This is a genomic window from Natrialba sp. INN-245 (assembly GCF_009807105.1).
In the GTDB taxonomy this organism is placed as follows: domain Archaea; phylum Halobacteriota; class Halobacteria; order Halobacteriales; family Natrialbaceae; genus Natrarchaeobius; species Natrarchaeobius swarupiae.
This window is the reverse complement of the sequence record NZ_WUBV01000044.1, coordinates 17351-29868: the sequence shown is the minus strand read 5'-3', so window position 1 is coordinate 29868 and position 12518 is coordinate 17351. Positions and strand designations below refer to the sequence as shown.

Genomic DNA, 12518 nt, shown 5'->3' with positions numbered 1-12518 from the left:
GACCGAGGACTTATCGGCGCACGTCAGGATGTCTCGAAGCCCGTCTCTCCCCGACCGACCCCATCGCGATATCGACCCCGATCTCCCCGACGACGAGCGACTCGAGGCGCTTCGTGATCACTTCGTGGACCTCGTCGAGGTCAACGACCAGCTCTCGGAGCAACTCGCCGAGGCCGAACAGCGCCGCGAACAGCTCCGAGGAGAGGTCGACCGCGTCGAGCGCGAGAACGAGGCGCTCAAGAGTTCCTCGCTGTACATCGCGACCGTCGAGGACGTCCTCGACGACGAAGTCGTCGTGAAACAGCACGGAAACAACCAGGAAGTACTCACAGAACTCTCGCCCCGTCTCGCCGACCGTATCACCGCCGGTGACCGGGTCGCCGTCAACGACTCCTTTGCGATCCAGACGATCCTTGAGGCCGAAACCGACGCGCGCGCCCAGTCGATGGAGATCACCGAGAAACCCGCCGTCGGCTACGAGGATATCGGCGGCATCGACGAGCAGGTCCGCGAGGTCCGCGAAGCCGTCGAACAGCCACTCGCCCAGCCGGAGATCTTCGAGGAGGTCGGCATCGACCCGCCCAGCGGCGTCTTGCTGTACGGGCCGCCGGGAACCGGGAAGACGATGCTCGCGAAGGCCGTCGCGAACAAGACCGACGCGACGTTCATCAAGATGGCCGGCTCCGAACTCGTCCGTAAGTTCATCGGCGAGGGCTCTCGGCTCGTCCGCGACCTCTTCGAGATGGCCCGCGAGCGCGAACCCGCCATCATCTTTATCGACGAAATCGACGCCATCGCCACCACGCGAACGGAATCGAAGACGTCGGGCGACGCCGAGGTCCAGCGGACGATGATGCAACTGTTAAGCGAGATGGACGGCTTCGAGGCCCGCGGCGAGATCCGCATCATCGCCGCGACCAACCGCTTCGACATGCTCGATCGCGCAATTTTGCGCCCGGGCCGATTCGACCGCCTCATCGAGGTGCCCGAACCGGACCGCGACGGCCGCGAGCAGATCCTCGAGATCCACACTCGCGGCATGAACGTCGGCGCGGACATCGACTTCTCGACGCTCGCCGACGACACCGAGGGCTACTCCGGGGCCGACATCGAGAGTCTGGCGACCGAAGCCGGCATGTTCGCCATTCGAAACGGTCGCGACGAGGTCCGCCACGAGGACTTCCTCGAGGCCTTAGAGAAGATCGAAAACGACGACTCGAGCGACGTCGTCTCCTCCGCCGGCTACTTCTATCAGTAGGACGTCTCGAGACGCTCCCGGTCGGGATCGTTCCGACACGCATTCGATCGTCTATCGCCGGAGAGCCCGTGGGTCGGTCCGAACGAAACACGTCATCACGACAGACGTTCTCTCGAGGCGTCGATTTCCGAACCGCAACGCCTTACGTCGTGGATCCCCGAGCGCGTCTATGAGTTCGATCCGAGTCGTCTGGGGGGCCGCCTCGGGGCCGACGGAGATGTCGTCGTACGACGCCGCGCTCGCGGACGCGGGCGTCGAGAACTACAACCTCGTCTCCGTCTCCTCGGTGATTCCCGCGGACGTCGACGTCGAAGCCGTCGGAACTGCGCCGACCCTCGGTCCCGCTGGCGAGCGTCTGACCGTCGTCGAGTCTCGAGCGATCGCCTGCGGTGACGACGCCTCGAGTCGGGTGAGCGCGTCGCTGGCCTGGGCGCGATCCGTCGGCGACGGGCCGGGACTGTTCTACGAGTTCGCCGGCGAAGCCGACCGCGAGACCGCCGAGAACCGTGTTCGGGAAGGGCTCGCTGCGGGTCAAGAGCTTCGCGAGTGGGAGTTCGACGAGCCGTCGGTCGTCTGTGAGAGCACCCCCGTCGAGTCGGACGGGTACACGACGGCGGTCGTTCTCGCGGTGTACGGCGAAAGCGATCCGATCGTTCGTCCGAACGCCGGCTAACACCGATACCGAGAGGGTCTCGAGCTACCGATCACCGACCGCAGTGACAACGACTGTCATTCTCCGAAAGCGAACGCTTTTGACCGACCAACACATTGGTGGTGGTACACACTTCTCATGAACGGAAATACGCCGTACGCAGGGCTGCCAGGAGAGACGCAGGCCGGAAGGCGAGCAGCGGCGGACGTTCCGACCCTCACGAGTACACAGAAACGACTGCTTCACCGCGACGTCTCGCGGATCGCGGCCCGAACCCGCGAGTTTCTCCCCGACGAGTATATCGTCGACGCCGACGTCTCGAGCGGCGTTGGGGGGCCCCAGGTCAGGGTCGCAGTCAGGCCACCGGTCGGCCACGCCGTCAGTGCCGGCTTCACCCCGGACCTCGAGAACGCGACCGAGGAGATAATCACGTCCGACGAGCGAAGCGAGGTCGCCCGCGGGCTGGCTGCAAGCGCCGCTCTCCAGGTGAAACAGGCAGTCAGCGACAACGTGACGCCGACCGGGAAATAAACTCTCGTACAAACTGCTGTCCGTCATTTTCGGGGCGACCACGAGCCGTCCTGCGGTCGTTCCGGTACATCGGTACAACAGTCGTATCAGAAGCAGGCGACGAGTTCGCCGGATTCGATCGGATCCGCCGGTTCCTGATACCGATCCGTTTCGACGCGGACAGCACCCGTCTCGTCGATCGCGTAGACGGCCGCACTCGAGAGGTGTCCGAGTCTCCGATGATCGCCACTCGTCCGGCCTGCTGTCCGTCAGCTCCGGTGAGACTCCGACCGGCCTCGCCCTACGGTGGATCGGTACAACAGACCGTCTCAGTACAGTAACTGTTCGATCTGGTGTGACCGACGCTCGAGGTCGAACGCCGGTTCGACCGACGGATCGTGCTCGAGTCGATCCATCACGAGCAACGGGTCGGCACCCGCGCGTTCGACCGCGCGAAGCAGCGACTGGATCGCCGATCGATTGGTCGCGAGTGACTGACAAAGCCCGAGCGCCAACGCGAGCGGGATCGCTCGCTCGGGACGGTCGGGAAACGAGTCGCTGATTCGCGAGAAGTCAACCCTGTCGTCCGATTGCTCCACACACGAGTCGACCGGCTCGAGCGTGAGACACCGCGTACAGCACTCGACGTCGGACGCCCCTTCGGGTGTGTACTCGCGACACTCGGCCGGGACGGAAAACGAAATCGTCGGCGCGTCGCACTCGAGACAGGCCATACGAGAGCAGTCGTCGCCCGCGTCCGAAACGGTATCGGTGGAGAGGCGTTCAGTTTCCGGGAACGCCGCCAGCGGTCGCCTGCTCCATCTCGGCTTCGTCGGCGGCCGCATCGGCCTCGGCTTCGCGCTCTTCGCGCTCTTCTTGTTCTTTCTTCTCTTTGATCTTCTTCAGGCGGAACGTCTCCTCACGCTCCTGTTCTTCGAGTTTCTGCTCGATGTACTCCTGGTTCTCGTACAGTTCCGGCAGGAGCTTGAACTCGAGGGCGTTGACGCGGCGTTTGGTCGTCTCGATCTCGCGGAGCATCTTCTTCATCGCGGTCTCGACTTCCGCGGCGAGAATGATGCTCTCTAAGAGGTCTTCGTAGGCCTCGGCGGCCTCGTCGATGCGGGCGGAGGTTCCCATGATCCCGTAGCCACGCTCGTCTAAGCTCTTCGAGACGCGCGAGGACTCGATCTGTGGGACGACGACGCCCATGATGTTTTTCGACTCGGTGGTGATCTCCGGGTGCTCCTGTAACGCGGCGGCTGCTCCGCGAACGGCGACGTCTCCTTCCATTGCGCGAGCCATGTTGATCTTCTTCTGGGCCTCCTCGTAGTCCTCGGAAAGCTCCCCGCGGACGTCCTGGGCCTTGTCCAGGATGTCCATGAACTCCATGATCAGCCCGTCCCGTTTCTTCTCTAAGGTCCCGTGGCCCCGCTCGGAGAGGTCGATACGATCCTCGATCTCCATCAGGTTCTTGCGGGTTGGTTTGACGTCCTCGGCCATCTTGTGGGACGCTTGCGCTCCCAGCCGGATAACTGTTTACAGTTTCAGTCGCCGGGTTTCGGCCCGCTTGCCGTCGTCCGGTTCGCATCGGGGCGAACTCGAGGCCGCCGCCTCGAGGCGAACTCCGGACCGCGGAGTCAGCGACGGATTCAGCCCAGAAACAGATCGACCATATCGTTCGTTTGCCCGCCCTTGTACAGCTCCGCGTAGCCGCAGTTCGTACACGAGATCACCCGGAACCGACGGTTCTGGATGTCGAAGAACTTCGAAAATCCGGTTCCAGTCGTCGAGATATCGTCGACCTCGGTTTCGGTGTGTCCACACTTCGGGCAGCCGTGCTCGTCTCGGTCGTGCTCGTTCATACCGGTAGTGTCAGACGAGTTTGGTAAGTGTCTTCCGGTGGGCGGTCGAACGCGAACGCGATGACCGGAGGTGGAATCGTCCTGTTGTTTCTCTTTCTCGGGCTCGGAGCGCCGCTCGTGTTGTTCCTGTTGATCGGCTCGGAGACGTCGAACCCGACGGTCGTCGACCGCGAGACGGCCGAGCGCGAGGCGAAAGCACGGGGCGGGCTCTCGTCGAACGAATCTTCGAACCGTTCGGGGGCAACGATTGCTGGAGACGGGTCCGAGCGCTCGAGTTCGTCCGAGAACGCCGACGACGACCGCCTCGAATACGGCTCCTGGGGGCCCGAGTCGGAGCGAGACGAGCGGTGAGGTCGGCTCGAGCGACTCGGCGTTCCCGGTCCGGCAACAGTCGTGATTCCGACTCGACGGACGAAAACGTCGACGAAGGTTACTCTCACGCGCGCAAAGGCCAGCAGAAACCGACGACGGACCTACCCTTCTCCGACCATCTGATCTTCGTCTTCCCACTCCTCCTGGCGGAGTTCGTACTTCTGGATCTTTCCGGTCGCCGTCGTCGGCAACTCCTCGACGAACTCGACTCGTTTGATCGCCTTGTAGCTCGCGAGTTCGTCGCGCGTGAACGCGACGAGTTCGTCGCTCGTCACCCCCGGATCGTCGGGGTCGCCGCTGGCCGGTACGACGAACGCCTTCGGCGTCTCGCCCCACTCGTCGCTGGGCGAGGGGATGACCGCGACCTCCGAGACCGCGGGGTGGTCGAAGAGGGCGTCCTCGAGTTCGATGCTCGAGACGTTCTCGCCGCCGGTGATGATGATGTCTTTCTTCCGGTCCTGGATGGCGACCATTCCGTTCTCGTCGACCGTCGCCAGATCGCCGGTGTGGTAGTAGCCTTCGATGCGGTCGGTAAAGGCCTCCTCGGTCGCGTCGGGCTTGTTCCAGTACTTCTCCATCACCTGGTTGCCCCGGACGACGACCTCGCCGATCGTCTCGTCGTCCCGTGGGACGTCCTCGCCGTCCTCGTCGACGACCCGGACGTCGGTCCCGAGATATGCGAGCCCCTGTCGCTTCTTGATCGCGAAGCGACCCTCGCTCTCGTCGTCGAAGTGACGGCGTGCGTCCGACGTGGTGATCAGTGGTCCCGTCTCCGTCGCCCCGTAGACGTGTTTCAGATACCAGCCGAACTCGTCTTCGACCGTTCGGACGGTTGCCTCCGGCGGCGCACTCCCCGCAGTCGCGATCCGTACGTCGTTGTCGCCGGTCGTCTCGGGGTCGTGCTCCTCGTAGTGGTCGATCAGCATGTTCAACACGGTCGGCGCACCACAGAGGTAGGAGATATCCTCGGATCGAATCGCCTCGAAGACGTCCGCAGAGTCGACGCCACGCGTACAGACGTGTTTCGCGCCCATCCCCGTGATGGCGTAGATGTGGCCCCAGCCGTTGACGTGGAACATGGGGAGCGTCCAGAGGTAGACGTCGTCGTCCGCGATCTCCTGGTGGATCGTCACCTGATAGGCGTGGAGCGTCTCGGCGCGGTGGGTGCGACAGACGCCCTTCGGATCGCCCGTCGTCCCCGAGGTGTAGTTGATCGTGATGATTTCATCCTCGGCCATCTCCGGCCGTTCGTACGCCGTCCCGGCCTCCTCGAGCATCACGTCGAACGACTCCCACGCGTCGGCGGCGTCCCCGCTCGAGTCCGGCGGTTCGCCGTCGTCACCGGATTTCGCTCTCTCGGCGTCGAGTTTCTCGAGCGCGTCGAGATCGTTCGTCACGAACGTCTCCGTCGGCACCGACTCGCGGATCGGTTCGATCTTCTCGACGTACTCGTGGTCGGCGTAGATCGTGTCGACGCCCGCATTCGAGAGGATGTACTCGAAGTCAGACGGCGTGAGCCGGTAGTTCAACGGTGTGTGGACCGCGCCGATCTGCATCGTTCCGTACGCCGCCTCGAGGTGGTAGTGCGTGTTCGGGTCGAGCACCGCAACTCGATCGCCCTTCTCGACCCCGCGGGCCTGCAACGCGGCCGAGAACCGGTCGGCGCGCTCGCCGAGTTCCTCGTAGGTGAATCGTTCCCCCGTCGTCGCGACCACCGCCTCGTCGTCACCGTAGTGGGTTCGCGCCCGGTCGAGAAACGCCGTCACGAGCAGTGGTTTGTGCATACACACCAGACGCCAACGCCGCCGGACAAATCCGTTGCGGTGAGCCCGACGTACGAACCGTCCGACTACGCTTACCTGTTCGGACACAGATTTTCGAGGCGACAACCCACGACGGTCGTTTCGAGGCGACAACCTACGACAGGAGTCGTCAGTCGAGACGTGAACCCGTTCGGCGTCGATGTCGATCGGTATCGACGTCACTCGAGGACGTCCTCGAGCAGTCGGTCCTCGGTCAGAACGGCATCGACGACCGTCCGACCGGCGTCGGTCAGTTCGTACCCCTCCTCCCGGTTGGCGACGAAGTACTCTCGAAGCTGTCTGAGGTGGTAGTTGAACTGGCCTTTGTCCTCCGCCGACACCGACGCACGGAGCGTCGAGTACGCGATCGGTTCGTCACGCTCTGCGAGCGCGAGGAGGATCTGCAGGCGGTTGGGCTCAGAGAGCACCGACAGCGTCTCCGAGACGGGCTCGAGCGACGACCGTGCGGGTGTTCTGACGAGGTCGTCGCCCGCGACGAACCGTTCGTCCAGGGGGATCCAGCTTCGCTCCGTCGCGCCGACGTATCTGGCGGTCGGCCGGACGAGTCCGTTGTTGGCGCGTTGCTCGAGGCAGTGGGCACACCAGCCGCCGACCCGCGAGGCGGCGAACGTCGCGGTAAACAGCGCTGGCGGAACGCCGACGCCGTGGAGTAACGCGGCGGCGTAGAACTCGACTGTCGCCCGGACGTCCCGCGTCGGCATCCGTTCCGAAAGCACCGTCTCCGCGACCGTCTCGAACTCCCGGATACTCTCGAGGAGGTCGTCCTCCCTCGCCCGCTCGTAGAACCGTTCCGCCGCGGCCGCGAGGACGGCCGCCCGCGGGTCGCGGACCCGATAGATCCGGTGGCCAAACCCCTCGAGTCGCTCGCCGGCCTCGAGTCGCTCCCGGACGTATCGCTCCCCGTTGCCGGTGTCGTGGACCTCCCGGAGCGTCGCGAAGACCGAATCGAGGGTGCCGCCGTGGCGAGTCCCTTTGAACGAGCCGACGGCGGCGGTGATCGCCGAGACGAGGTCGGAGTCGGTGGAGACGACGGTTCGTGCGGTGAACGTCGAGGGGTTGAGCCCGTGTTCGAGGGCCGTGACGAAGAACGTCTCGAGGCCGCGAACTTCGGCCGGTGTCGGCTCCTCGCCGGTGAGCAGGTAGAGGTAGTTCGCGGCGTGGTTCAGGTCAGAACGGGGCTCGAGGGGCTCCTCACCCTGCCGATAGCGCCAGTAGGCGGCGACGACCGTCGGGACGACCGCCACGAGGCGACACACCGTCCGACGAACCGGCTCCGTCGCGATGGGGGCGTCGGTCTCCGGGATTCCCGACTCGTTTGGAGTTGCCTCCGCCGCCTCGAGAGCCGCGGCCGCGACGCCCATCCGTACGGCGTCCATCGGCGAACCGTCGGCTCGAGCCGCCTCGCAGAGGAGGTCGTCCACGACCGCGGGGATCGCCCGTCGAGCAGAGAGCGCCGCGCGGAACTCCTCGAGTTCGTCGGGGGTCGGGAGCCGACCCTCGAGGAGCAAAAAGAGACTCTCCTCGTAGCCCGCGTTGGCCGCGAGTTCCTCGATCGGATAGCCCCGAACGATCAACTCGCCGGCCTCGCCGTCGACGTCACAGAGTTCCGTCTCGGCGACGGTAATCGACTCGAGTTCCGGATCGAACACCGATGGCGCCACGATGGATCGACGGTCGGCTTCGGCGCTCGTAAGCGTACCGAAGAAAACGCCGGACGGCCGTCGGTGCTGGGTTGGCGTTGGGTCGGTGCTGGGTTGGCGTTGGGTCGGTGCTGGGTTGGCGCTGGGTCGGTGCTGGGTTGGCGTTGGGTCGGTGCTGGGTTGGCGCTGGGTCGGTGCTGGGTTGGCGCTGGGTCGGCGCTGATGAGTTACGACTCGAGGAGGCCGCCGAGCGCGCCGGCGAGTGCGCTCTCTATGGCCATGACGAACGAGATGAGGATGGCGACGGCCAGGATGCCGATCCCGGCGAGACCCGAGATCAGTCCGCCGACGGGACCGCCCGCCCAGCCGACGACGCCGACGACGAGCGCCACGAGCACCCCGGCGACGATTCCACCGAACGCCCCCGCGAGCAGCCCGTGCCAGAAGCCACGTCCGAGCCCGCCGCCGGCGAGGTAGCCGGCGACGAAGCCGCCGATGAGTCCCGCCGCGAGTTGGCCGACGCCCGGCAGCGTGAGTCCGATGAGTCCGAGGACGGTGATGACGAGAAAGCCGATGATGACGGCACGCCAGTCGGTCATAGCTGTCCTAGGTGGACGACAAAGATAACGTCACGGTCGTCGGTCCAAGTACCGGAGGTAGTGATCGGAATCGAGTCGTCACCGAACGTCACCGACTCGTTGTCGGCGATCCGTGGCAACCGACTCGAGTTCGATCCGTCCGCGACGTTCACGTGGGAGATCCCCGAGTACCACGAGCGGCGCAAGCAGTCCGACTACATCCTCCAGGAGGCGTTCGGAGACGTTTCCTGAGCCGGGTGCGAGGAATAGAGGACGAATCGCTTCAGTTGGAGTGTTATCATTTCTCATGCCGATCGAGACCGTGGCAAGGCTGCGCCGCGTAACGAACGACCTTTTACCGTCGCGCGTCCTACGACGGAGTATGATTTTCGAAGATCTTCCGACGACGCCCACGGCGGAAGAGTTGATCGATAAGTCGTTTTCGCGGGCAGCACGGGCCGGGAACGCCAAAGGTGGCCTCGAGGCCCAGCAGTCGATGCTCCAGACGGCGGCGAACATCATCTCGGACAACTTAGAGAACGTGGTGACGGCCTGGCCGGACTTCGCGTACGAAGACGACGTCCACCCGTTTTACTACGAACTCGCGGACGCAATCGTCGACGTGGACGAACTGCGCCAGAGCCTCTCGGAAGTAATGTGGGCCAGTCGAAAGTCCCGCGAGATCCACGAGGAGTACCAGTCGAAGCTTCGGAAGACCGACGTCGACACCGCTCGAAAGCACCGCAAACAGGCCTTCGCGCGACTTGCCGACATCGTCGAGCAGGTCGACGACGAGCTGTTGTATATCAACAAATCCCGCAACGACCTTCGGGACCTCCCGGAGATCAACCCCGACGAGCCGACGATCGTCGTCGCGGGCTACCCGAACGTCGGAAAGTCCTCGCTCGTCAACGACGTCACTAACGCTCGCGGTGAGACCGCTTCCTACCCGTTTACGACGAAAGGTATTGGTGTCGGCCACTTCGAGCGAGATCACATCCGCTACCAGATCGTCGACACGCCCGGCCTCCTCGACCGCCCGCCGGCCGAACGAAACGAGATCGAATCCCAGGCAGTCAGCGCCATCGAACACCTCGCCGACTGTATGCTCGTCGTCCTCGATCCGAGCGCCGAGTGTGGCTACCCACTCGAGTCACAACTCGAGCTTCGGGACGCGATCGCGGCCCGATTCGATACCGTCCCCGTCCTCACGGTGGCGAACAAGGCCGACCGCACGGAGGTCTGGACCGGCGACGCGGTCGCGGAGATGGACGCCGACTATCGAATGAGCGTCGAAACCGGTGAGAACGTCGATACAGTGCTCGAGGCGGCGGTCGACGCGATCGACTACGAGCCGACACTCCCCTTCGAGGGGTGACGATGAAGAGTCCGGGACTCCTCTGGATGCTTCAGACCGCCGCCGGACTCTCGATGGCTGGACCGATGTTCATCGTCGGAATCGAGTTCCTCCGGACGGGGCGAATCGTACCCGGTGTCGGGATGTTCGCCGTCGGGCTCGTCGCACTCTATCTCCCGACGTACCTCGTCAACCGCATCGGCGGGCCACGAGCCTGGATTCGTCGCCGACTCGGACACACCGACGCCGGCTCGAGCGAGCCCGAATCCGAGCGTCGACAGTCCGATGACGGAAGCGATCCGACGCTCTCGAGCCCGCTTGACCGGCTTCGCAAACGCTGAACGGTCCGCGGCCCGAGTGTGCGGCGGGCGGTTACGCCGTTTCCCGCTCGACGAGGCCGATGTATCTGATCTCGACGTCGACGGAGCTCTCGGCGTGTTGGTTGATCCGCTCGTGTAACGCATCGGCCAACTCCGGCGGCGGCTCCTCCGGCGCACCACCGATCGTCAGGATCACCCGCTCCGGGCTCCGGAACGGATAATCCTGGTCCATGATCACCTCGAACTCGAGCAACTGGTACTGGGCGAACGCTTCGTCCTCGAGGAGGAGTTCAGCTTCACCACGGGCGTTCTCCTCGAACGACGCGACGGCAAACGAGGAGTACGTGATCGCACCGAGAAAGACGGTGAAGACGAGAACGATCACGCCCAGGCCGACGACCCGTCGTCGAACCCGCTCTTCGGTCGGGCCCAGCGAGAACAGATTCTCCGGTCGGTAGCCGGCGTACCACAGCGTGAGCAGGCCGGCGAGGTTGACCGAGAGAACGTTGACGAGTACGAGGACGGTCGAACCGATCGCCGCCGAGGGCTGTCCCCAGGCCATGGCGATACCCGCCGCGGCCGCAGGCGGGATCAACGCCGCGGCGATCATGACACCGACGAGCGCGACCGACGTCCCGGTCGCGATGCTGATGATCCCCGCGACGCCAGCACCGAGTGCGATCGCCAGCGAGAGGAGGTCGGGGGCGAGACGCTCGGAGATCTCGTCGACCTCACTGATGGCGAGCCCGGGCGGGACGATGTTGGTCACCCGCACCATCCAGGCGAAGATCGCCGCCGCCGCGATCGCGAGGACGACGCCAATGATCTGGTAGCGGAGACTCTCGAAGAACAGGTCTTCGTCGTCGATCACGGTCCCGACGCTCGCGCCCAGCGCCGGTCCGATCAGCGGCGCGATCACCATCGAGCCGACGACGACCGCCGGCGAATCGAGCAAGAGGCCGGCGGTCGCGACGACGGAGCTGATGACCGTCATGATCGCGTACACCGCAAACGTCGGCGTCAGCGACTCCGCTTCGGCCTGGAGCTCCTGTCTCGAGATCCGGTCGGACTCGACGTCGCCGTTCTCGTACTCCTCTCGAAGCGCCTCGAACCGGCGGGAAACCACCGTCTCCGCGTCGACGACGACCGTGTAGGCGTCCTCGTCAATCCCCGCCTCCTGGATCTCGTCGAGGACGACCTCGACCGCCGGCGACGGCAACGGGAAGTAGACGACAGCCGTGTAGTCGCGATTGCTGTCCTCGTCGGTGACGACGTAATCGATCCCTCGTTCGTCCAGCGTCTCGAGGATCGTCTCGCGCTTGCCCGTCGGAACCGTCAGCTGTACGAGCCGCACACAACTCTCTGAGACGGCGGGGGATCATAACTTTCGGTCATCTGCGGTGAGAATCGACGGCGCATCGACACTGGGTGCGCTCAGCGCTCTCGCTGTGACGCTACATATTTCCTCGAGACGACCCAACGGTCGGTATGTTCGAGACACGTCCCGACCGCGAGGCCGAGGTTGCGCTCGTCGGCCGCTCCAACGTGGGGAAGTCGACGCTCATGCGCGAGTTGACCGGCCACAGCTTCGACACCGGCGGCAAACCCGGCGTCACCCGCGAGCCCAACCACTACGACTGGGCACCCGAAGACTTCGTCATCACCGACCTGCCCGGCTTCGGCTTCATGAGCGGCGTCCACGAGGAGTACCGCGAGGAGATCAAGACGAACATCGTCCACTACTTAGAGGAGTACGCCGACAACGTCCTCGTCGCAATCTTGGTCGTCGACGGCAAGAGCGTCATTGACATCATCGACCGCCACTCCGGCCCGGACGAGATTCCCTACGACGTCGAGATGTTTCACTTCCTTCGCGAGCTGGAGATCCCGACCGTCGTCGCCGTCAACAAGATGGACAAAGTCGACGACCGCGACGAGCGGCTGAACGACCTCTGTGATCGGCTCGGACTGCTCCCGCCCTGGAAGCAGTGGCAGGAGACGATCGCCCCCATTACGGCCAAAACAGGCAAAATCGAGCCGCTGAACGAGGCCGTCCGCGAACACCTCCACGAGCAAGAACGGGACGATCTGTTCAAATTCTTCTAGTACTCCGACAAGCGTCGACTGCAGGGCGGCGATCCGTGTA

15 protein-coding genes are annotated in these 12518 nt (G+C 64.4%); 8 read left to right on the top strand and 7 right to left on the bottom strand.

The genetic code is table 11. The annotated features are described in order from the left end of the window. The first annotated feature begins 28 nt into the window (after positions 1-28). The 3 genes from GRS80_RS13520 (at position 29) to GRS80_RS13510 (ending at position 2441) form a co-directional block, all read left to right on the top strand. A complete protein-coding gene (locus GRS80_RS13520) occupies positions 29-1258 on the top strand; it encodes a proteasome-activating nucleotidase (RefSeq protein WP_160048017.1) in 1230 nt (409 codons plus the stop codon). Between the two features lie 169 nt (positions 1259-1427). Beyond that, positions 1428-1931 carry a pyruvoyl-dependent arginine decarboxylase gene (locus GRS80_RS13515; protein ID WP_160048016.1) on the top strand — a complete coding sequence of 168 codons (504 nt, stop codon included), beginning with the start codon at positions 1428-1430 and terminating at the stop codon, positions 1929-1931. 117 nt (positions 1932-2048) lie between these two features. Continuing rightward, positions 2049-2441, top strand: a complete 393-nt coding sequence (locus GRS80_RS13510) for a DUF5811 family protein (RefSeq protein ID WP_149081415.1) — start codon at positions 2049-2051, stop codon at positions 2439-2441. A gap of 308 nt (positions 2442-2749) precedes the next feature. Here GRS80_RS13510 and GRS80_RS13505 read toward each other — a convergent pair whose 3' ends face one another. The 3 genes from GRS80_RS13505 to GRS80_RS13495 form a co-directional block, all read right to left on the bottom strand. Continuing rightward, a complete protein-coding gene (locus tag GRS80_RS13505; protein WP_160048015.1) occupies positions 2750-3154 on the bottom strand; it encodes a DUF6276 family protein in 405 nt (134 codons plus the stop codon). A gap of 49 nt (positions 3155-3203) precedes the next feature. Next, complete coding sequence (locus GRS80_RS13500) at positions 3204-3920, bottom strand: V-type ATP synthase subunit D (protein WP_160048014.1); 717 nt, start codon at positions 3918-3920, stop codon at positions 3204-3206. A gap of 149 nt (positions 3921-4069) precedes the next feature. Then, the gene (locus GRS80_RS13495; RefSeq protein ID WP_160048013.1) at positions 4070-4282 is read right to left on the bottom strand and encodes a zinc ribbon domain-containing protein; all 213 of its coding nucleotides are present in this window, start codon (positions 4280-4282) and stop codon (positions 4070-4072) included. Positions 4283-4342: 60 nt separating this feature from the next. On the opposite strand from GRS80_RS13495, the gene GRS80_RS13490 reads away from it, so the two are divergent. Next, positions 4343-4633 (top strand): hypothetical protein, encoded by a 291-nt coding sequence (locus GRS80_RS13490; RefSeq protein ID WP_160048012.1) that lies wholly within the window; start codon positions 4343-4345, stop codon positions 4631-4633. 122 nt (positions 4634-4755) lie between these two features. Here the strand turns inward: GRS80_RS13490 and GRS80_RS13485 are convergent, their stop codons facing one another. The 3 genes from GRS80_RS13485 to GRS80_RS13475 all read right to left on the bottom strand — a co-directional run bounded on the left by GRS80_RS13485 (position 4756) and on the right by GRS80_RS13475 (position 8716). Next, positions 4756-6438 (bottom strand): long-chain-fatty-acid--CoA ligase, encoded by a 1683-nt coding sequence (locus GRS80_RS13485; RefSeq protein WP_160048011.1) that lies wholly within the window; start codon positions 6436-6438, stop codon positions 4756-4758. Between the two features lie 197 nt (positions 6439-6635). Then, the gene (locus GRS80_RS13480; protein WP_343161580.1) at positions 6636-8138 is read right to left on the bottom strand and encodes a citrate/2-methylcitrate synthase; all 1503 of its coding nucleotides are present in this window, start codon (positions 8136-8138) and stop codon (positions 6636-6638) included. A gap of 206 nt (positions 8139-8344) precedes the next feature. Next, on the bottom strand, positions 8345-8716 hold the full coding sequence (locus GRS80_RS13475; protein ID WP_160048010.1) for a DUF5518 domain-containing protein: 372 nt from the start codon (positions 8714-8716) through the stop codon (positions 8345-8347). A 60-nt stretch (positions 8717-8776) separates the two neighbouring features. Between GRS80_RS13475 and GRS80_RS13470 the strand changes: the two genes are divergently transcribed. The 3 genes from GRS80_RS13470 to GRS80_RS13460 all read left to right on the top strand — a co-directional run bounded on the left by GRS80_RS13470 (position 8777) and on the right by GRS80_RS13460 (position 10393). Next, positions 8777-8947, top strand: a complete 171-nt coding sequence (locus GRS80_RS13470; RefSeq protein WP_160048009.1) for a hypothetical protein — start codon at positions 8777-8779, stop codon at positions 8945-8947. Between the two features lie 130 nt (positions 8948-9077). Further along, the gene (locus GRS80_RS13465; protein WP_149081407.1) at positions 9078-10073 is read left to right on the top strand and encodes an NOG1 family protein; all 996 of its coding nucleotides are present in this window, start codon (positions 9078-9080) and stop codon (positions 10071-10073) included. A 2-nt stretch (positions 10074-10075) separates the two neighbouring features. Then, complete coding sequence (locus tag GRS80_RS13460; protein ID WP_160048008.1) at positions 10076-10393, top strand: hypothetical protein; 318 nt, start codon at positions 10076-10078, stop codon at positions 10391-10393. A gap of 31 nt (positions 10394-10424) precedes the next feature. Here the strand turns inward: GRS80_RS13460 and GRS80_RS13455 are convergent, their stop codons facing one another. Beyond that, entirely contained in the window at positions 10425-11726 is a 1302-nt protein-coding gene (locus tag GRS80_RS13455; protein WP_343161579.1) for a TIGR00341 family protein, read from the bottom strand. A gap of 134 nt (positions 11727-11860) precedes the next feature. Between GRS80_RS13455 and engB the strand changes: the two genes are divergently transcribed. Then, positions 11861-12478 carry a GTP-binding protein EngB gene (engB, locus tag GRS80_RS13450; RefSeq protein WP_160048007.1) on the top strand — a complete coding sequence of 206 codons (618 nt, stop codon included), beginning with the start codon at positions 11861-11863 and terminating at the stop codon, positions 12476-12478. The last annotated feature ends 40 nt before the right edge of the window (positions 12479-12518 follow it).